Genomic DNA, 17,625 nt, shown 5'->3' with positions numbered 1-17,625 from the left:
ATGGCCAATCTCAACGAAACCGACCTCTGGGAACCGGGCATCTACCAGCTCGAGGAAGACGATCCTGTGCTCGGTGGACCCACGGGCATCGACAACCTCTCGCCGCGGCAACTCGCCAGCCGCAGCCGCTACCAGCGGCTGCGCAATGTGACGCCGTGGGCCGCGGACTTCGCCTACCCGGTGGATGCCTACGTCAGCGAGGCCGGAAAGACCTGGAAGAGCGTCGTCGCGAGCACCGGCGTCGTGCCCGGCTCCGATCCCGCAAAGTGGATTCGCTGGGCGCACACCGAAGAGGAACTCGCTGCCGCGCTGGATGGCTCCGTGGCCGCGCACGAGGCCAAGGCTGATCCGCACGCGCAGTATGCGACCGACGTGGCGCTGGCAGCGGCCTCATTCGGCCGCCTGCTAGCGGTGCAGAGATTCACCGCCCCCGGCTTGTCCATTTACACCCCGACGCCTGGCACAAGCCGTGTGGTGGTGGAGGTCCAAGGCGCGGGAGCATCTGGAGGCAGTGCGCCAGGCGTCTCGAACACGGCCGCTGCGGCACTCTCAGGCGGCGGTGGTGGTGGGGGCTACGCGCTGGCGCTCCTACTCGCAGGCTTCGCGGGCGTCACTGTGACTGTGGGCGCCGGCGGCGCCCCAGCGGCCGTGGGCGCCAGTGCCGGAAACGCGGGTGGCACGTCCTCGTTCGGCGCGCTGATATCGGCACCGGGCGGCGTAGCCGGCCTGGCTGGCGGCGTTGCGGCCGTTCCCTGCAGTGCAGGCGGCGGCAATCTGTCGCCCCAGCCATCTGGCGGAAACATCCTCTCTCTTCAGGGCGGGCCTGGCGCATTCGCCATTGCGGCGAGTTACTCGAACGGCTCGGCTGCCAACGGCGGCGTGTCCAGATACGGGATCGGCGGGCAGACGGCCCCTGGGTTGAACGGCTCGTCAGGTTTCGGGTTTGGTTCTGGAGGTTCGGGAGTCATGGTGCCCGGCAACTACACCGCAGGCCTTCAAGGTGGGTCTGGCGCACAAGGCATCGTCATCGTCTGGGAGTACGCATGAAACAGTTCGCTCTGATGCACGAAGGCCGAGTGCTCGAAGTCATCGACGACATCGTGCTGGTCGACGGCAACCTTGTTCCCCTCGCAGACCGCTACCACCCCGACCTGGTCAGGCAACTTTTGCCGTATGACCCGGCCAATCCCCCCTTGCCGCCTGCCGCGGCGGCGCAGACTCTTGCCCAGCTTCAGGAAGCCCTGACTGCGGCCGCGACCGCCCACCGTTGGAAGATGGAAACGGGCGGCATCGTTCTGCCCTCCGGCGTCCGGATCGCCACAGACAGGGGCGGCCAGGACCGGATCACCTCCGTGATCGTCAATGCCGAGCACGCCGGCATCGAGCCGATCGATTTCAAGGCGGAGAGCGGCTGGGAAAGCCTGACGCGCTCGGAACTGCGCGTCATCGCAACCGCCATGGCGCAGCACATCCAGGCGTGCTTCTCTGCCGAGCGCAGGCACCACGAGGCCATCGCCGCGCTGCAGACGCTCGCCGCCGCCCAGAACTACGACCTGTCGAACGGCTGGCCCCAGCAATCCCTCGCAGGCCTGCCCGAGGCCTGACCACTCAATCCAAGGAGCTCTCCCATGTCCCTCATCGACTACCACCACGGCGTTCGCGTCCTCGAAATCACCGAGGGCACGCGGCCGATCCGCACCATCCAGACCTCGATCATCGGCCTGGTGGCCACCGGCCCCGACGCCGACCCGCTCACCTTCCCGCTCAACACGCCGGTGCTGATCACCAACGTCTACAGCGCCCTTGCCAAAGCCGGCACATCCGGCACGCTGGCACGCACGCTGCAAGCCATCGCCGACCAGTCACGGCCGGTCACCGTGGTAGTCCGCGTCGAAGCAGGCGCGGACGAAGCGGCGACCACCACCAACGTGCTCGGCGGCGTCAACGCACAGGGCCAGTACACGGGCATGAAGGCCCTGCTCGCCGCGCAAGCCAAACTCGGCATCAAGCCGCGCATCCTCGGCGCTCCCGGGCTCGATACGCAGCCTGTGGCGGCTGGCCTGGCCGCCATCGCACAGCAGCTGCGCGCCTTCGCCTACGTCAGCTGCTGGGATTGCGAAAAGATCGAGGAAGCCACGGACTACCGCGACCAGTTCGGCGCGCGCGAGCTGATGGTGATCTACCCCGACTTCCAGAGCTGGGACAGCGTGTCCAACTCGAAGACCGCCGTGCCAGCCGCCGCGTATGCCCTGGGCCTGCGATCCAAGATCGACAACGAGACGGGCTGGCACAAGACGCTTTCGAACGTATCGGTCAACGGCGTGCTCGGTATCTCGAAGGACATCTACTGGGATCTGCAGGACCCGAACACCGATGCCGGCGTGCTCAACGCGGCCGACGTGACCACGCTGATCAACAGCAACGGCTACCGGTTCTGGGGTTCGCGCACCTGCAGCGACGAACCGTTGTTCGCATTCGAATCGGCCACCCGCACTGCGCAGGTTCTGGCCGACAGCATTGCAGAGGCGCACATGTGGGCCGTCGACAAGCCGATGCACCCGAGCATCGTGAAAGACATCATCGAAGGCGTGAACGCCAAGTTCCGCGAACTGAAAGCCGGCGGCTACCTGCTCGACGGCTCGGCCTGGTACGACGAGGAGATCAACCAGAAGGAGACGCTCAAGAGCGGCAAGCTGGTCATCGACTACGACTACACGCCGATTCCTCCGATCGAAGACCTGGCCTTCCGCCAGCGCATCACCGACCGCTACTTTGCCGACTTTGCGGCGCGCGTGGCCGCCGCCTGACCGCGGCGCCGCCGACAAGACCCTGACCCACCGAGGAACACTCCATGTCCCTGCCCCGCAAGCTCAAGAACTACACGCTTTTCAACGATGGCCGCGCCTACCTGGGCGAAGTGCCCGAAGTCACGCTGCCCAAGCTCACCCGCAAGACCGAGGACTACCGCGCCGGCGGCATGAACGGCCCCATCAAGGAAGACCTTGGTATGGAAGGGCTGGAGCTGCAGTGGACCGCCGCTGGCTACATCCGCGACCTGCTGGGCCAATGGGGCGCGGCCAAGCATGACCAGATCCTGCTGCGCTTTGCCGGCGCCCTCCAGGACTCGACCACCGGCAACGTGAGCGCGCTCGAGATCGTCGTGCGTGGCCGTCACACCGAGATCGACTCGGGCACAGCCAAGGCCGGCGAGCTCACCGAGATCAAGGTCACAACCGCCTGCAGCTACTACAAGCTGAGCATCGACGGCGCGACGGTGATCGAGATCGATTTCGTCAACATGGTCGAGATCGTCAACGGCACCGACCTGATGGCCGACATTCGCGCCGCCATCGGCTTGTAAGGCTGGCATCGCTGCGCGCCTCCTCCCTCCAATTGAACCTTTGCCAGCACCATGACCGACACCACCACCGACGAAAACACCATCACCCTCGACACGCCTATCCGCCGCGGCGAAACGAGCATCGACAAGATCATCCTGCGCAAACCCAAATCGGGCGAGCTGCGCGGGGTCTCCCTGACCGACTTGCTGCAGATGGATGTGAACGCGCTGTGCACGGTGCTGCCGCGCATCAGCTCGCCCATGGTCCTCAAGCAGGAGGTGGGAGACCTCGACCCGGCCGACCTGGTGCAGATCGGCACCCGGGTGGCCTCTTTTTTGTTGACGAAGGCCACGATGGCATCCGTCTCCCCGAGCGCGTAGAGGCGGCCATGGCGGACTTGGCCGTGGTGTTTCACTGGGCACCGGCCGACATGGACGCCTTTTCGCTCGAGGAGCTCATGCAGTGGCGCGAGCGCGCCCGCGAACGCACTGAACCGCAGGACTAGCCACCATGGGCCATCGTGCTCTCCATTGCCCTTCTCCACCGCCTGCTCGCCGGCAACTGACATGCAACGGAGGCTCCCGTGGCCTCCAATAACCTGCAGCTGCAAGTCATCCTGCAGGCGATCGACAAAGCCACGGCGCCCATGCGCCAGATCCGGGGCGCGAGCGGCGATGCCGCCCGTGCGCTCAGGGACATGCGCAACAAGCTCAAGGAACTCAACGAGCAACAGAAAGCCGTGGGCCAATTCCGCGAAGTGCGCAGCGGTCTCAAGAGCACCGAGCGCGACATGCAGGCCGCCCAGGGCCGCGTGCGGGCGCTCTCGCAGCAGTTCGAGCAGGCTGGCAGTCCGACCAGGGCCCTGACGCGCGACTTCAATGCAGCACGCATGGAAGCCGCCGCCCTTGGCAACCAGTTGCAGCAACAGCAGCAGCACGCACAGCAGCTTCGCGACAAGCTCAGCGCGGCCGGCGTCAGCACGCGCGACCTGAGCTCCCACGAGCGCAGGCTGCGCAGCGAGATCGAGTCCACCTCGGCTTCCATCGGCGCGCAGACCACCGCCCTCAAGCGCCAGGGCGAGCAGCTGCGCCGTACCGCGCAGCTCAAGGCGCAGCACGCCAAAGCCATGATGCACACAGGACTGATGGCCGCCGGCGGCGCGGTGGGCGTCGGCACCGGCCGCGCGCTCATGCGACCACTCGGCTCCATCGTCGGGGCCTACGCGCCGCAAGAAGATTCCGCCACGCAGCTCAGCGCGTCGATGATGCGCAGCGACGGCTCGGTGCCGGAGGACTTCAAGAAGATCACCGAGCTGGCATCGCGCTTGGGCGACCGCCTGCCCGGCACCACGGCCGAGTTTCAGGAAATGATGACCATGCTCATCCGCCAAGGCATGAGCGCGAAGACCGTACTGGGCGGCCTCGGCGAATCGGCGTCCTACCTGGGCGTGCAGCTGCGCATGCCGGTCACGCAAGCGGCCGAGTTCGCCGCCAAGATGCAGGACGCGACCCGCACCACAGAGGCCGACATGATGGGCCTGATGGACGTGCTCCAGCGCACCTACTACCTCGGCGTCGATTCGGGGAACATGCTGCAGGGCTTCACGAAGATGTCGCCCGTGCTGGGCCTCATCCGCAAGGAAGGCCTCGAGGGCAGCAAGGCACTGGCGCCGCTGCTGGTGATGATGGATCAGACCGGCATGGCCGGCGAGTCGGCGGGCAACGCCATTCGCAAGGTGTTCCAGGCCGGGCTCGACGCCAAGAAGCTGGGCAAGGCCAACGCTGAGCTGCAAGCCATGAAGGCGGGCTTCTCCCTCGACTTCACAGACGGCAAGGGCAAGTTCGGTGGCATCGACCAGGTGTTCGACCAGATCGAGAAGATCGGCTCGATCAAGGACGACATGAAACGCACCGGCGTGATCAAGCAGGTGTTTGGCGATGACGCCGAAACGCTGCAGGTGATCAACACGCTCATGGCGAAGGGCAAGGCCGGCTACAGCGAAGTGCTCGCCAAGATGGAAGCGCAGGCCGACCTGCGGCAGCGCGTAGACAAGCAGCTGGGCACCCTCTCCAACGTGATGGAAGCGGCGCAAGGCAACTTCACCAATGTGCTGGCCGAGATCGGTTCCACCATCGCGCCCCAGCTGAAAGACCTGGTCAACTGGATCGGCGAGGTCTCCGGCAAGGTGCGCGAGTGGGTCAAGGCCAACCCCGAGCTCACCGCAACCATCTTCAAGGTGGTGGCCGTGGTGGCGGCCCTCTACACGGCCATTGGTGGGCTGATGCTGCTGCTGGCCGGCGTGCTTGGCCCCATGTTCATCTTCAAGTTTCTGATGGCCTCCATGGGCCTGCCGCTCGGCTCGCTGGCAGGCATGTTGGTCGGCCCGCTCGCCACGGGCCTGCGGCTCGTGAGCGGACTTTTTCTGACGCTGGGGCGGGCCCTCCTGATGAACCCGATCGGCCTCATCATCACGGCCATCGCAGTATCGGCATACCTGATCTACAAATACTGGGGGCCGATCAGCGCCTTCTTCAGCGGCCTGTGGACCTCGGTTACCGCCGCATGCAGCAGCGCGTGGACGGCCATCAAGGCCAGCTTCGACGGTGCCATGGTTTGGTTCGGCCAGCTGCCCGCGCTGTTCCAGGCTTCGCTCGGCGGCATCTCTGCTGCGATCCTGAACTGGTCGCCGCTGGGCCTGATGTACACGGCCTTTGCGGGCGTGCTGAACTATCTCGGACTGGATCTGCCGGCCAAGTTCACCGACTTCGGCATTCAGATGATGTTGGGCCTGGCCAACGGAATTACCGGCGCGCTGGGAAGCGTGCGGGATTCCATCACCGGAGCTGCCGACGCAGCGCTGGGCTGGTTCAAGGAGAAGCTCGGCATCCGCAGCCCAAGCCGCATGTTCATGCTCGCCGGCAACGAGATCAGCAATGGGGCGGCCGAAGGCATCACCGAGCAGCAGGGGCGCGTGCGCCAGGCCGCGCTCGCCATGGCCGCCGCAGCGGCTGCCGCGGTGCCCACGGTGGCGGGCGCCAGCGGGCCCGGCAGCGACGGTGGCGGCGCCATGTTCGACCGCCGCCCGCCCATCACCGCCGCGGCGGCGCAGCGCAGCGTTTCGTTTGCGGGCGACTCCATCCAGATCACGATTCAAGCCACGCCCGGCATGGATGCGCAGGCTTTGGCCCGTGCCGTCAGCACCGAGCTGGACCGCCGCCAACAAGCCAAGCGGGCCACGATGATGTCCGAGCTTTCCGACCTCGATTGAAAGACCCGCTTCCATGATGATGGCGTTCGGCCAATTCGTCTTCAGCCTCGACACGCTGGCGTACCAGGACTTGCAGAGGCAGACCAGCTGGCGGCATCCCAGCAACAGCCGCGTGGGCGCGCGGCCGGCCCGCCAGTACACCGGCCCCGGCGAAGAGACGATGAACCTTTCGGGCCTGCTGCTGCCCGGCCTGGCCGGTGACACTAGCGCCCTGACCGAACTGCGCGCCATGGGAGATGCTGGAACCGCCTGGCCGCTGGTGGATGGCACTGGCATCGTCTACGGCCAGTTCGTCATCGAGTCACTCAATGAGACCCGCACGCTGTTCTTTAGGGACGGCACGGCCCGGCGCATCGAGTTCCAACTGCAGCTGGCGCGCGTCGACGATGACCGCACCGACACGGTGGGCGGCGATGACGCGGCCGGCGATGAGGGCTGAACATGGCTAAGCCAACCGGCGCCGTCGACGGCGGCAGCCCGCCCTACCCCTCGCCCAGCTACCGCATCACGCTCGGAGACCGGGACATCACGCCCACCGTCGATGCGCGGCTGATCAGCCTCACGCTCACTGAATGCCGCGGTGATGAGGCCGACCAGCTCGACCTGACGCTGGACGACAGCGACGGCGCGCTGGAGATCCCGAGCAAGGGCGTCACGCTCTCGCTGGCGTTTGGCTGGGCCGGCGCGCCGTTGATCGACAAAGGTACCTTCGTGGTGAACGAGGCCGAGCACAGCGGCGCGCCGGACCAGATCACCATTCGTGCGCGCAGTGCCGACCTTGGGAAGGATCTGCGCGAACGCAAGGAGCAGAGCTGGCACCGCACCACCCTGGGCGCGATCCTCAATGCGATTGCGCAGCGCAACAGCCTGAAGGCACGCGTCGATGCGAAGCTGGCCGGCAAGGAAGTGGCGCACATCGACCAGACGAACGAGAGCGACCTCAACTTTGTCACGCGCTTGGCGAAGCGTTATGACGCCGTCGCGACGGTCAAGAAAGGCATGCTGTTGTTCCTGCCCATCGTGGGCACCACCACCAGCAAGGGCGAAGCGCTACCGACGATCACGATCACCCGTGCCGATGGCGACAGCCACCGCTACCACACGAGTGACCGCGAGGCTTACAGCGGCGTGCGGGCCTACTGGCATGACTCGAAGGGCGCTAAGCGCCGCAGCGTACTGGTGGGCCAGAGCGGCAACGCCAAGCGACTGAAGGAAGCCCATGCATCCGAGGCTGATGCTCGCGCCGCGGCACAGGCTGAATGGCGGCGCATCCAGCGCGGTGCCGCCACATTTGAGCTCACCATCAGCCTCGGACAGCCGCTGCTTGCGCCGCAGACGCCTGTCCGAGTGCGGGGGTTCAAGCCGCAGATCGATGACACGGAGTGGCTGACTATCAAGACGTGCCACAGCTTCGGGGATAGTGGCTACACCACGAAGGGAGAGCTCGAGGTAGCCGGTGCTGCACGCGAAGCAGTCTCGACTGAGGCAGGACCTTGACCGAATGCAGTGGGCGTTCGTTCCGCCGCCTGCCAGTTAAGTGCCTATGTGTGCAGCGACAAAGTCGCGGACGTTCGGCAACATGTTTTTGACATCAGCCTCTGAATATTCAGACGTCTCCCCATGCGCGGCCTTGTTTCGCACGTGTGCCATCGCAGTAACTTGCTTTTGAACCAAAACGGTGTAAATCCCCGCCTTTGCGAGATCGGCGTTCATGCGCTCCAGTTTGCCTGGGCCGATCGAGTGCTTGGCACACATCGCGCGCAAGGCTGTTTCGAGAACGACTCCAGCGACCACAGCTGCCGGCGCGACATAGCCAGCGGTCAGTAGTTCTTTGGCTTGCTCCAATTCATCATCGAAAACTTCCGCACGAACAAGTTCCTCGATGCCGGTGAGATAGCCGCCTTCATAGTCCTCTTTGGCAGCGGCGAAGATGGCTCGACAATTCTTGAACGTCCTCAAATTGTTCGTCCACGCATTGGGCGCAGCGGCTTCAGCGAAAGTTCGGAAATGTGCCGAGTCTGAACCGCAGGCCTTCTCCAAGAGATTCGTGGTTTTTACGCACCACGCCAAGAACGATTCGCCGTCGACATGTTGACTGGGATCCCTATATTGACTGCGCACCGCGTACTCGGTCTTGGCAACGGACTCAGCCTGGTCGGAAAGCTCGCTAAATCGTTGAAGCAGTTTTTTGTTCATAGGGAACTCTGTCACTGACCGCCCTGCGGCGCGAAGTTGTATTTGAGCCTGGGGGCGTTCAAGAATGGTTCACGCCACTCTGTGTAGTACCTCTTGCCAAAGGCCTCTAGTTCGTCAGGGCGATACCGGTTCAAAAGGCTTTTGTACGTGGCAAGGCACGAAGTCACGATACCGTTGAGCAACGCATTGAAATCATCGAGGTGTCGGATGGGCTTCAATCGAATTTGCCCAGCACTGAACAAGATGTGGTCCTTGTACGAACCTACATGAGTAACCTGTGAACCCTTCGAATAGAAGCACTCGTACTCAGCCAGCCGCCCCACACTCTCAGCTACTTGCCGGATTGAGCTGAGTCCGTCCAAGGTGTACCACTCAGGGTCGCGCTTTCTACGCCCTTTGGCGCGCGTGAACTCTGCGTCGATTGGGTGCAGTTCAGGTTGGCTGAGTATTCGATCAACCTCTAATAGGTGCTTGGCCGCGTCTGCAGCGAGTGTGGGATGAAGAGTTTGGAAATCTAGGCCGAGGCTCGCGGGCAGCGCGCGATAAGTTGCTTCCTCTGTCGTCCCGGGAATGACTCTCTGAGCCCAAAGGCGCTCACCTCTGTAATTGCCAACAACATATCGTGTTGCCCTTCGCTCGCTGTCCGACTGCAGGATGTAGTCCGCATACACAGATGCTTCGAACGCGGCCCGAGCAGGCAGGAATGCAGCTTGGACACATCCTGCAGTGACGAGCACCTCCGTCGCGTCCACCATTGCGACGACTTGCTTTAACAAGACCCCACATACAACGACGTCGGCCATCTTCCTCGAGCTCGATTCGTAGACTCTCAAGACGAGGTTTGAGCCGTAGTTCGCGAGATCTCGAAGCATTGCCGCTTGAGCTGCAAGGTGTTGCTCCGTGTGAGCCATCGGCTCGCTGCGATTGAGAATTGAAGCGTGTGGTTTTTCGGGCATCGGATCGTCTAATCAGCAACATCCAATCACGGGTCACTGGTCGTGTTCCCCTAACTGGACTGTTTCACCGTGTTGTGTTTTGCGAGCGCGAAAAGGACTCGTCGGGCGGCTGCCCGCCCTTCTTCGTCGGTGCGCTTGTAGTTTTCAACAAGGTTTTGCTCGTCTTTCGACAACGAATCGACTAGGGCCGGAATTCGCCGCCCCGTGAGCACGTAGAAAACGTCAACGCCTTGTGCGACTGCGACCGCCAAGAAGTCGGCCTTGGGTGCCGAAATTCCGCGCTCCCAATCCTGCTCCGCCCTAAGCGACACCCCGCCCATCTCAGCGAAAGCGGATTGGGACAAACCCAACTTCTCTCGCTCTTCGCGCAGACGCGCACCGATAGATAAGCGGATTTCTTCTTCCATGTTGTTGCAATAAGCAGTTTTCTGCTCTATATTTCCGACTCCCTGTGCAATTTTCTGTTTCACACAGCATAGCGCCCGCAACAATGAAACCCGTCTCCAAGCCCGTGCACCGCGTCCCGAACGGTGTTGTAAGCGCGAAGCCCATTGCGCTTCGCCTGCTGCCAGCTGAACTCGATCAGGTCAAAAAGGTTGCCGCCCGCGAACAGCGCTCCCTCGCATCGGTTGCGCGGCTCGCACTGCTTCGCGGGTTGGCTGAATGCGAGCGGACGCGCGCATCCCTCTCCGCCTGACGTGTCGCCTTCCCTCTCGGCAAGACCATGACCTATCCCGACCCAAAACGCATTCGCGACAACCGCCTCACCTTGCGCCTCGACGACTACGAGCATGGGCTCGTCCAGGCATTGGCGAACTACCAAGGCGAGCAGCTCTCGACGCTGTTGCGCGATCTGGTGATGCGGGAGGCTCAGCAAGTTTTGTCGCATGCCCTGAGTGTCAACGAGCGAACGGCCTGAGCGAAGACCGCAACGAGCCGCTACCGAGCGCAAAAACGTCAGCCGAACAGCACGCATGCCTGAGCACATCATCCATCTGACCGACGCCGACCGCACGTTGATCGAGCGCGTGCAGGAAGAGCGCGGGCTTCCCTCGCTGGAAGCAGCAGCCGAGTGGCTCATCAAGACCCGGCTTCGGCGCGCTGCGCGCACAAGCACCGGACGCGGACGGGCGCTATACCTGGTCGACCGTGTCGCCGGCACCAAGGGCTTTGCATGAGGGTCAGCTGCCCGCATTGCAAGCAGCTCGGGACCATTCGCTCGACGGAGCGTCTTTCGCCGACGGTCTCGCAGCACTACGTCATCTGCAGCAATCGGGAATGTGGGCACACCTGGCGGGCTACGACGGTGGCGGACATGACCCTGTCGATCTCGTCGACGCCTGACCCGACCGTGGCCCTTCCGTTGTCGACGCACGTCCGGCGTGCCGTGATCGCGCAGTTGATTCGGTGCGCTGCAGAAGCGGATTACACGCCGTGCCTCACGCCGCCAACGACGCTCGACCTGTTCCCGCCCAGCGGCCCTGACGGGCCCTCATAGCCGCCAGAGCGCGCGCCCTTCCCCATTTCCATACCCCACCCCCTGCGGTGCCTGTTCGGAGGCACTGCGGGACGTGCTCACCCCGAATTTGCTGACATGAAGAAGACCACGCTCTCCCCCTTCCGAATTCGACCGCAGGCTGCGAGATCCCGATGAACCGAGATCTGCTCGAGGAAATCGCCGGCAACCTGGTGCAGGACTTCGACTTCAAGCGGTCGCCGGACGGCAAGTACCTTCGCTCGGGCATCTGCCCGACCTGCGGCAAGAAGTCGATGTGGACCTACGCCGCGAGCCCATGGGTGGTCAAGTGCGAGCGCACCAACAACTGCGGCTACGAAGACCACGCGAAGGAGCTGTACCCCGACCTCTTCAGCTCGTGGACGGAGCGCTTCCAGAAGCCGGAACTGGAAAAGCCGCTCGACCAGCAGAACCCGAACGCTGCGGCGGATGCATATCTGCGGGACGGGCGAGGGTTCGATCTCTCGCTCATCAAGGGCACCTATGCGCAGGAGAGCTACTTCGATGCACGCGCCGACCAGGGCCGCGGCGCGGGCACCGGCACTGTGCGATTTCAGCTGGCGCAGACTTGGTGGGAGCGGCTTTTCGACCGGCCGCAGCGCTTCGGAAAGAAGAAAGCCAATTTCAAGACAGGCGGGAGCTACGCCGGCACCTGGTGGGCGCTGCCCCAACTGAGCTTCGCCGCGCCGGTGGCACCGACGCCCGAAACTGCGCTGGCTCGGGCGCTGCAGGCTGCCTCGCCCGCAGGCCCTGCCCGGCCGGCCCTGCCACCGCCAGCGGAGTTGTGGCTAGTCGAAGGGATCTTCGACGCGATCGCCCTGGCGCACCACGGCATTGCGGCGGTGGCGCTTCTGAGCTGCAACAACTACCCCGAGAAGGCGCTGGCCGATCTGAAGGCAACGGTCGACGGGCAGAACGGCGCTGTCGACATGCCGCGCCTGGTGTGGGCCTTCGACGGCGACAAGGCCGGACGGGACTTCACGCTCAAGTACGTGAAGCGCGCCCGCGACGCTGGGTGGATCTGCAGCGCGGCGCAGATACCGCAGACGGACAAACGCAAGATCGACTGGAACGATCTGCACCAGCGTGGCCGGCTCGAGGAGAGCCACCTTGAGGACTACCGCTATCACGGCGCCCTGCTGCTGGCCGCCACGCCGCAAGACAAGGCGCTGCTGATCTACAACCGCACGAGCAAGGCGAGCTTCGACTTCGACCACAGCAACCGGCTGTATTGGTTCAAGCTGGATCTGGACCGGTACGGCAAGGCCGAGGACCGGATCAAGGAGTCGATTGCGCAGGGCCACACGGAGCCGCTGAACGACGATGATCTGCGCACGCAGGCGCTCAAGGAATCGGGCGTGTTGCAGCCGATCGCAAACTGCCGGCCGCAGGCGCTGTACTACCAGCGCCACGAGATCACGGGCGAGGCCTGGTATTACTTCCGCGTCACGTTCCCCCATGACGGGCCGGAGATCAAGGGCACCTTCACCGCCGGCCAACTGACCACCGGGAGCGAGTTCAAGAAGCAGCTGCTGCACATGGCCGCTGGCGCCATCTACAGCGGCACCAGCCTGCAGCTGGAAATCATGATGCAGCGGCAGCTGGACAACATCAAGATCGTTCAGACGGTCGATTTCATCGGCTACAGCGCCTCGCACAAGACCTACATCTTCGGCAAGGTGGCCGTGCGCGATGGCGCCGTTCACGAGGCCAACAAAGAGGACTACTTCGACTTCGACAAGCTGTCGATCAAGACGCTGCAGAAGTCGATTCACCTGCACGTCAACACCGACCGCCAGGGCTACGACCATTCCTGGCAGAAGCACCTGTGGTCGGCCTTCGGCGCCAAGGGCTACATCGCCCTCGCCTACTGGTTTGGCAGCCTGTTTGCCGAGCAGGTGCGTGGCGAGCAGCAGAGTTTTCCGTTCCTGGAGATCGTGGGCGAGCCGGGCTCGGGCAAGACAACGCTGATCCAGTTTCTGTGGAAGCTGTTCGGCCGCGACTACGAGGGCTTCGACCCGTCGAAGTCCACCTCGGCGGGCCGGCTGCGCACCTTCACGCAGGTGAGCAACTTGCCCATCGTGCTGATCGAGTCCGACCGGGAGACGAAGAGCGGCAGCCAGTCGCATGTGAAGAGCTTCGACTGGGACGAGCTGAAGGACGCCTACAACGGCAACAGCATCCGCACCACGGGCGTGAAGACCGGCGGCAACGAGACCTACGACCCGCCGTTTCGCGCATCGATCGTCATCAGCCAGAACAACCAGGTGCAGGCCTCGCAGGCCATCATGGAGCGGATCTGCCACATGACCTTCGACACCCGGGGGTTCACCTCGGCGAGCTACGAGAGCGCCAAGGCGCTGGAGAAGGTCGAGATCGAGCAGGTGAGCGGATTCATCCTGGCCGCGCTCAAGCGCGAGGCCGAGGTGATGGCAACAGTAGTGGCGGACCACGACCAGAACATCCGCTTTCTGCTCGAGCAGGACGGGATCCACAAGCCGCGCATCGCCAAGAACCACGCTCAGCTGCTCGCCATGGCGACGGCAATGCGGAGTGTGGTGGCGCTGGACGATGCGCAGTTCGCCCAGGTGCAGGCACAGATCGTCGCGATGGCACGGGAACGGCAGCAGTCGATCAACGCCGACCACCCGCTGGTGCACGAATTCTGGGAGGCCTTCGACTACCTCGACAGCCTGGGCGTGGAGTCGGTGAAGCACGGGCACATCGACCGGCCGCTGCTCAACCACAGCCGCGATGGCGACCAGATCGCCGTGAACCTGAACGAGTTCGTCGAGAAAGCGAACACGCACCGCCAGCAGATCCCGCTGCTTGCCGACCTCAAGAAGGTGCTGCGCACCAGCAAAACCCGCCGCTTCATCGACATCAAGTCGGTGAACAGCGCCATCCGCGTTCGCGCCGAAGCCGGCCTCGAGGTGCCGAAGACGGTGCATTGCTGGGTGTTCGAACGCCCAGGCCGCGGCTCCTGAAAACCATGACCTCCAACCCCATGCACATCACCCGCTCGCAGCCATTCCGCTGCCACTACCGCCATGCCGTTCCCGGCCAGGCGCCCATCGCCCTGTTCGTCCAGCTACGCGCACGCGATGCGGAGGCCGCTCGCCTGCTGGCCGAGACGGCGTTGGGCCGGCTGGTCGACCGCGTCGAGCCCGCGCCCTTCCCCACTTCAACCACCACCGCTGCAAGCGAAACCTGACCATGCATGCCTATCTCGTGAAGGTCATCGACGCCGCCGGCGTCTTCTATGGCTATGTCCAGCTGGCCACGTCGTGCGCTGCGGCCGAGGACTTCGCTTTCAATCGCTTCGGCGACGTGCGGCTGCTGAGCGTGCGGAGGTCGGCATGAGCATTCCCCGCAAAACGATGCCGACGCGCAGCGTCTACACGCCTGGCTTCAAGTACCGGGACTCCGCGCATACGGATATTCGCGAGACGTTCAAGGCAGCACGCCGCGCACTGGCCCGGGAGGCGCAGCGCAAGGCCGAGGAGCGGCAGCAGAGCCTCGAACTCGACAACGTGGTGCCCATGCCTGCGCGAGGCGCCAAGTGAGGTTCCATGACCCCGCAGAAGGCCCTGACGCGGTGGCCGTGCACTTCGTGCATGTCTCGCCACCTTGCGCGGGGCACAGCAAGCCAGTGTCGAAGCCTCCGGGGACGCTGTTTCGCGCATGCGAGCTGTGCTCGCACTCCACAGCCCGCGCCGGCCGCCTGCTGTGCGACAGCCCCGCGGTGCGTCTGTCTGGGCAGCCGGAAGCGCTCGACGCCGCACGAGCGGCGCAGGGTAGCTGCGGCCCGAACGCGCGGCACCTCGATATGCCGGCCTGGCACTGACCTCAGGGAAGCCGCCATGGCCCACGCAATCGAGCCCACCGACCAGCTGCTGCGCGATGCCTGCGCACGCATGGCGGCACGGTTTCGGTGGGCCGAGGACTTCGAGACGGTGATGCAGGACCGGGTGCGCAGCCGACTCGTTCGCATCGCCGCCAGGCATCCCACCGCGGCCGGCCTGGCACCGGCGCGCGTGCAGCGCCAGCCGGCCTGCCGCCCTATGCAGCTGCTGCTCGGCGGCCTGCCTCTCTTCGACCGCAAGCGCGCCGCATCGGGCGAGCGCGACGACGACTGATTTTTCAACCACAGGGAAAGACGGCAATGAACCGTGTCAACTTCGAACCGCTGCGCCAGAGCCGCAAGGCCCCGCAGCAACGCGTCACCGTGATCGCATTCACCGGCAAGGCCGGCGCGGGCAAGGATAGCGCCGCCGCGGTGCTGGTCAACCATCGGGCGTTTCTGTCCATCGCGTTCGGTGACGCCTTGAGACGCGAGATTGCCGCAGCGTGGCGCATTGACGAGCGCATGCTCAGCCACCGACCAACGAAGGAATTGTTGATCCCGGCGCTTGCCGTGGGCATGTGCGGCGAGCCGGCTTTCATCAGCTGGTGCTTCGAAGGCGGCGAGAGCCTGCACGAGCCGCGCAGCCCACGCTGGGCGATGCAGCAATGGGCGGACTTCCAACGCCGGTTCCGGCCTGCCCACTACGCCGGCATCGTGACGCGGTGGATCGGCCGGCAAGCGTCGCTGGGCTTTCGCCGCATCGCGATCACGGATCTGCGTGACCCGGTGGAAGAGGCAGCACTGCGCGGGCTTGGAGTGCAGGTCAGCGTGGTTCGGGTCCACAGTCCGCATGCGGTCGTTTTGAACGGCGACACAGCGCAGCACAGCAGTGAGCGGCACAAGGTTTCCGCCGACTTCGATCTGCAGAACGACGGGAGCCTCGAGGCGCTGCGAGACAACGTGTTGTGCCTGCCGCCGGTGGCGCGCCTGGTTGCGGCTGTGGAAGGTAGCGATGCTGTGGCGATCAGCGTGGCGGGAGGTGCCGCGTGAAGTGCTTCGCCAGGTTGCATGGGCAGGAAGGGAGCCCTGCTTCTGGAATGTTCCTGAGGGACGAAGAGATCGACGGCATTTGCGAAGGCCTGGCCACCAACTCTCATGCCGCGAAGTGCAAGCGACTGGCAAGCTTGGGCCTGGTCGTGAACCGCAAGCCGAACGGCCGGCCGCTTGTGGTGCGATCGCATGCCGAGGCGGTGCTGAGCGGCCGTGCCGCTCTCGGTTCGGTGCCAGCAGCTCAGGACCAACTGTGCACAGCCACGGGCGACCGCGCCGCCGTGGTCGCCCTTTTCGGCAGGAAGACCGCCTAATATGCCCCCCACCATGGGTCGCCGCCGCAAAACCGACACGGGGCTGGAGCCCCGCGTTTACCTCAACCACGGGGCGTATTACTACGTCCACCGCGAAGGGAAGTGGGAGCGCCTCGGCACCGACAAGGAAGAAGCGAACCGCAAGGCCCGGATCCACAACGATCCTCAGAGCCTCTACGGCACGATGGTCTACTGGCTCGACCAGTTCCTACTGCACTGCGACCAACGGGTGCTGAAGAAGACCATGGCGGCGCGCACTCGCGACGATTACCGTGACGCCATCGAAGCGCCCACCGAAAAACGCAAGCGCGGCGCCCTGCGCGTCTTCTTCGGGCCGCCGCGCACGCCACGAGACATCACGCCGGCGATGGTGCAGGACTTCCTCACCACCATGCAGGAGCTTGGCCGACCGACCCCAGCCAACCGCGAGCGCGCTTGCCTGTCCGCGTGCTTCGGCTGGCTGCTGCGTACGGGCAAGGTGCCCGGCTTGGAATACAACCCCTGCCTGCGTGCTAGCGGCGTGCAGCGCAACAAGGAGGTGCGCCGGGCCCGCTATGTCACCCACGACGAGTTCCGCGAGGTCTACGCGGTGGCCGCGGCCAGCGAGCGCCTGATGATGGAGTTGACCTATCGGACCCTGCAGCGCCCGGAGAGCGATATCGTGCTATGGACTTCGGCCAACCTGATCGTCGAGAACGGGGTGCGCAAGCTGCACCACATCCAGAACAAGACGAAGCTCGAGCTGAAGATCGCGCTGCCAGCCAGCGTGACCATGCTGCTCGATAAAGCCCTTGGCACGCAGACCAACGTCGTACGGCTGAAGCAGCCGCTGGTGCACCGGCTGGACGGCGACGCCTACACCTATGACGGAATCTGCTCCAACCTGAAGAAGTCCATCGACGTGGCCAACATCCGGCGCAAGGCCCGCGGCATCGCGCCCATGCCTTCCTTCGGGTTCCGCGACCTCAAGGGCAAAGGCGCCACTGACATGTGGCTCGCCGGCGTGCCGATTGAGCAGATCCAGATGCTCTGCGGCCACAAGAACAAGGCGACGACCGAGGTCTACATCAAGCAGCGGTGGCGCGAAACCGCGCAGCCAAATCTTATAGAAATCGCTTAAATTAGTCCTGCCTGCAA

Annotated in this window: 23 protein-coding genes; 20 read left to right on the top strand and 3 right to left on the bottom strand. The window is 64.4% G+C overall.

The features are described 5' to 3' along the window. From BLR24_RS17665 to BLR24_RS17625, 9 genes are all read left to right on the top strand, one after another. Positions 1–1,047, top strand: coding sequence for a glycine-rich domain-containing protein (locus tag BLR24_RS17665; protein ID WP_093019195.1), 1,047 nt, complete (start codon positions 1–3; stop codon positions 1,045–1,047). Beyond that, entirely contained in the window at positions 1,044–1,604 is a 561-nt protein-coding gene (locus BLR24_RS17660; protein ID WP_093019193.1) for a DUF4376 domain-containing protein, read from the top strand. The genes BLR24_RS17665 and BLR24_RS17660 overlap by 4 nt, the downstream gene beginning before the upstream one ends. A gap of 24 nt (positions 1,605–1,628) precedes the next feature. Then, positions 1,629–2,807, top strand: a complete 1,179-nt coding sequence (locus BLR24_RS17655) for a phage tail sheath protein (RefSeq protein ID WP_093019191.1) — start codon at positions 1,629–1,631, stop codon at positions 2,805–2,807. Between the two features lie 44 nt (positions 2,808–2,851). After that, complete coding sequence (locus tag BLR24_RS17650; RefSeq protein ID WP_093019189.1) at positions 2,852–3,361, top strand: phage major tail tube protein; 510 nt, start codon at positions 2,852–2,854, stop codon at positions 3,359–3,361. A 51-nt stretch (positions 3,362–3,412) separates the two neighbouring features. Further along, positions 3,413–3,721, top strand: coding sequence for a phage tail assembly protein (locus BLR24_RS17645; RefSeq protein WP_093019187.1), 309 nt, complete (start codon positions 3,413–3,415; stop codon positions 3,719–3,721). Positions 3,722–3,729: 8 nt separating this feature from the next. Further along, a complete protein-coding gene (locus tag BLR24_RS17640; RefSeq protein WP_093019185.1) occupies positions 3,730–3,846 on the top strand; it encodes a GpE family phage tail protein in 117 nt (38 codons plus the stop codon). A gap of 78 nt (positions 3,847–3,924) precedes the next feature. After that, positions 3,925–6,609, top strand: coding sequence for a phage tail tape measure protein (locus BLR24_RS17635; RefSeq protein WP_217636329.1), 2,685 nt, complete (start codon positions 3,925–3,927; stop codon positions 6,607–6,609). 13 nt (positions 6,610–6,622) lie between these two features. Further along, the gene (locus tag BLR24_RS17630) at positions 6,623–7,048 is read left to right on the top strand and encodes a phage tail protein (protein ID WP_093019183.1); all 426 of its coding nucleotides are present in this window, start codon (positions 6,623–6,625) and stop codon (positions 7,046–7,048) included. Between the two features lie 2 nt (positions 7,049–7,050). After that, positions 7,051–8,106: a phage late control D family protein gene (locus BLR24_RS17625; protein ID WP_093019181.1), complete on the top strand. Its 1,056-nt coding sequence runs from the start codon at positions 7,051–7,053 to the stop codon at positions 8,104–8,106. A gap of 36 nt (positions 8,107–8,142) precedes the next feature. Here the strand turns inward: BLR24_RS17625 and BLR24_RS17620 are convergent, their stop codons facing one another. From BLR24_RS17620 to BLR24_RS17610, 3 genes are all read right to left on the bottom strand, one after another. Continuing rightward, entirely contained in the window at positions 8,143–8,805 is a 663-nt protein-coding gene (locus BLR24_RS17620) for a DUF4145 domain-containing protein (RefSeq protein ID WP_217636328.1), read from the bottom strand. An 11-nt stretch (positions 8,806–8,816) separates the two neighbouring features. Next, positions 8,817–9,608: a DUF5677 domain-containing protein gene (locus BLR24_RS17615; RefSeq protein WP_139188773.1), complete on the bottom strand. Its 792-nt coding sequence runs from the start codon at positions 9,606–9,608 to the stop codon at positions 8,817–8,819. A 203-nt stretch (positions 9,609–9,811) separates the two neighbouring features. After that, entirely contained in the window at positions 9,812–10,168 is a 357-nt protein-coding gene (locus tag BLR24_RS17610; RefSeq protein ID WP_093019177.1) for a helix-turn-helix domain-containing protein, read from the bottom strand. A 317-nt stretch (positions 10,169–10,485) separates the two neighbouring features. On the opposite strand from BLR24_RS17610, the gene BLR24_RS17605 reads away from it, so the two are divergent. The 11 genes from BLR24_RS17605 (at position 10,486) to BLR24_RS17560 (ending at position 17,608) form a co-directional block, all read left to right on the top strand. Then, positions 10,486–10,680 carry a hypothetical protein gene (locus tag BLR24_RS17605; RefSeq protein ID WP_093019175.1) on the top strand — a complete coding sequence of 65 codons (195 nt, stop codon included), beginning with the start codon at positions 10,486–10,488 and terminating at the stop codon, positions 10,678–10,680. 55 nt (positions 10,681–10,735) lie between these two features. Further along, entirely contained in the window at positions 10,736–10,939 is a 204-nt protein-coding gene (locus tag BLR24_RS17600) for a hypothetical protein (RefSeq protein ID WP_093019173.1), read from the top strand. Continuing rightward, on the top strand, positions 10,936–11,259 hold the full coding sequence (locus BLR24_RS31270) for an ogr/Delta-like zinc finger family protein (RefSeq protein WP_093019171.1): 324 nt from the start codon (positions 10,936–10,938) through the stop codon (positions 11,257–11,259). Before BLR24_RS17600 ends, BLR24_RS31270 begins: the two co-directional genes overlap by 4 nt. A gap of 152 nt (positions 11,260–11,411) precedes the next feature. Further along, positions 11,412–14,264, top strand: coding sequence for a toprim domain-containing protein (locus tag BLR24_RS17590; protein WP_093019169.1), 2,853 nt, complete (start codon positions 11,412–11,414; stop codon positions 14,262–14,264). Positions 14,265–14,269: 5 nt separating this feature from the next. Beyond that, entirely contained in the window at positions 14,270–14,491 is a 222-nt protein-coding gene (locus BLR24_RS17585) for a hypothetical protein (protein ID WP_093019167.1), read from the top strand. A 2-nt stretch (positions 14,492–14,493) separates the two neighbouring features. Beyond that, positions 14,494–14,640 carry a hypothetical protein gene (locus tag BLR24_RS30745; RefSeq protein ID WP_175543295.1) on the top strand — a complete coding sequence of 49 codons (147 nt, stop codon included), beginning with the start codon at positions 14,494–14,496 and terminating at the stop codon, positions 14,638–14,640. After that, complete coding sequence (locus BLR24_RS17580; protein WP_139188772.1) at positions 14,637–14,843, top strand: hypothetical protein; 207 nt, start codon at positions 14,637–14,639, stop codon at positions 14,841–14,843. Before BLR24_RS30745 ends, BLR24_RS17580 begins: the two co-directional genes overlap by 4 nt. 297 nt (positions 14,844–15,140) lie before the next feature. Then, complete coding sequence (locus BLR24_RS17575) at positions 15,141–15,416, top strand: hypothetical protein (RefSeq protein ID WP_093019163.1); 276 nt, start codon at positions 15,141–15,143, stop codon at positions 15,414–15,416. Between the two features lie 26 nt (positions 15,417–15,442). After that, the gene (locus tag BLR24_RS17570) at positions 15,443–16,174 is read left to right on the top strand and encodes a nucleoside/nucleotide kinase family protein (protein WP_093019161.1); all 732 of its coding nucleotides are present in this window, start codon (positions 15,443–15,445) and stop codon (positions 16,172–16,174) included. Positions 16,175–16,221: 47 nt separating this feature from the next. Further along, on the top strand, positions 16,222–16,488 hold the full coding sequence (locus BLR24_RS17565; RefSeq protein ID WP_093019159.1) for a hypothetical protein: 267 nt from the start codon (positions 16,222–16,224) through the stop codon (positions 16,486–16,488). A 1-nt stretch (position 16,489) separates the two neighbouring features. Continuing rightward, complete coding sequence (locus BLR24_RS17560) at positions 16,490–17,608, top strand: tyrosine-type recombinase/integrase (protein ID WP_254787403.1); 1,119 nt, start codon at positions 16,490–16,492, stop codon at positions 17,606–17,608. The last annotated feature ends 17 nt before the right edge of the window (positions 17,609–17,625 follow it).

The sequence above is a fragment of the Variovorax sp. OV700 genome, assembly GCF_900099805.1.
Lineage (GTDB): Bacteria > Pseudomonadota > Gammaproteobacteria > Burkholderiales > Burkholderiaceae_C > Variovorax.
This window is presented reverse-complemented; position numbering and strand designations above follow the sequence as displayed.

Bases quoted from the DNA above. Each gene is read 5' to 3' on its own strand.
- BLR24_RS17565 (WP_093019159.1), top strand. From the start codon at position 16,222: ATGTTCCTGAGGGACGAAGAGATCGACGGCATTTGCGAAGGCCTGGCC.
- BLR24_RS17640 (WP_093019185.1), top strand. From the start codon at position 3,730: ATGGCGGACTTGGCCGTGGTGTTTCACTGGGCACCGGCCGACATGGAC.
- BLR24_RS17630 (WP_093019183.1), top strand. From the start codon at position 6,623: ATGATGATGGCGTTCGGCCAATTCGTCTTCAGCCTCGACACGCTGGCG.
- BLR24_RS17560 (WP_254787403.1), top strand. From the start codon at position 16,490: ATGCCCCCCACCATGGGTCGCCGCCGCAAAACCGACACGGGGCTGGAG.
- BLR24_RS31270 (WP_093019171.1), top strand. From the start codon at position 10,936: ATGAGGGTCAGCTGCCCGCATTGCAAGCAGCTCGGGACCATTCGCTCG.
- BLR24_RS17615 (WP_139188773.1), bottom strand. From the start codon at position 9,608: ATGGCCGACGTCGTTGTATGTGGGGTCTTGTTAAAGCAAGTCGTCGCA.
- BLR24_RS17665 (WP_093019195.1), top strand. From the start codon at position 1: ATGGCCAATCTCAACGAAACCGACCTCTGGGAACCGGGCATCTACCAG.
- BLR24_RS17645 (WP_093019187.1), top strand. From the start codon at position 3,413: ATGACCGACACCACCACCGACGAAAACACCATCACCCTCGACACGCCT.
- BLR24_RS17660 (WP_093019193.1), top strand. From the start codon at position 1,044: ATGAAACAGTTCGCTCTGATGCACGAAGGCCGAGTGCTCGAAGTCATC.
- BLR24_RS17585 (WP_093019167.1), top strand. From the start codon at position 14,270: ATGACCTCCAACCCCATGCACATCACCCGCTCGCAGCCATTCCGCTGC.
- BLR24_RS17625 (WP_093019181.1), top strand. From the start codon at position 7,051: ATGGCTAAGCCAACCGGCGCCGTCGACGGCGGCAGCCCGCCCTACCCC.
- BLR24_RS30745 (WP_175543295.1), top strand. From the start codon at position 14,494: ATGCATGCCTATCTCGTGAAGGTCATCGACGCCGCCGGCGTCTTCTAT.
- BLR24_RS17590 (WP_093019169.1), top strand. From the start codon at position 11,412: ATGAACCGAGATCTGCTCGAGGAAATCGCCGGCAACCTGGTGCAGGAC.
- BLR24_RS17620 (WP_217636328.1), bottom strand. From the start codon at position 8,805: ATGAACAAAAAACTGCTTCAACGATTTAGCGAGCTTTCCGACCAGGCT.
- BLR24_RS17580 (WP_139188772.1), top strand. From the start codon at position 14,637: ATGAGCATTCCCCGCAAAACGATGCCGACGCGCAGCGTCTACACGCCT.
- BLR24_RS17605 (WP_093019175.1), top strand. From the start codon at position 10,486: ATGACCTATCCCGACCCAAAACGCATTCGCGACAACCGCCTCACCTTG.
- BLR24_RS17575 (WP_093019163.1), top strand. From the start codon at position 15,141: ATGGCCCACGCAATCGAGCCCACCGACCAGCTGCTGCGCGATGCCTGC.
- BLR24_RS17650 (WP_093019189.1), top strand. From the start codon at position 2,852: ATGTCCCTGCCCCGCAAGCTCAAGAACTACACGCTTTTCAACGATGGC.
- BLR24_RS17570 (WP_093019161.1), top strand. From the start codon at position 15,443: ATGAACCGTGTCAACTTCGAACCGCTGCGCCAGAGCCGCAAGGCCCCG.
- BLR24_RS17610 (WP_093019177.1), bottom strand. From the start codon at position 10,168: ATGGAAGAAGAAATCCGCTTATCTATCGGTGCGCGTCTGCGCGAAGAG.
- BLR24_RS17655 (WP_093019191.1), top strand. From the start codon at position 1,629: ATGTCCCTCATCGACTACCACCACGGCGTTCGCGTCCTCGAAATCACC.
- BLR24_RS17600 (WP_093019173.1), top strand. From the start codon at position 10,736: ATGCCTGAGCACATCATCCATCTGACCGACGCCGACCGCACGTTGATC.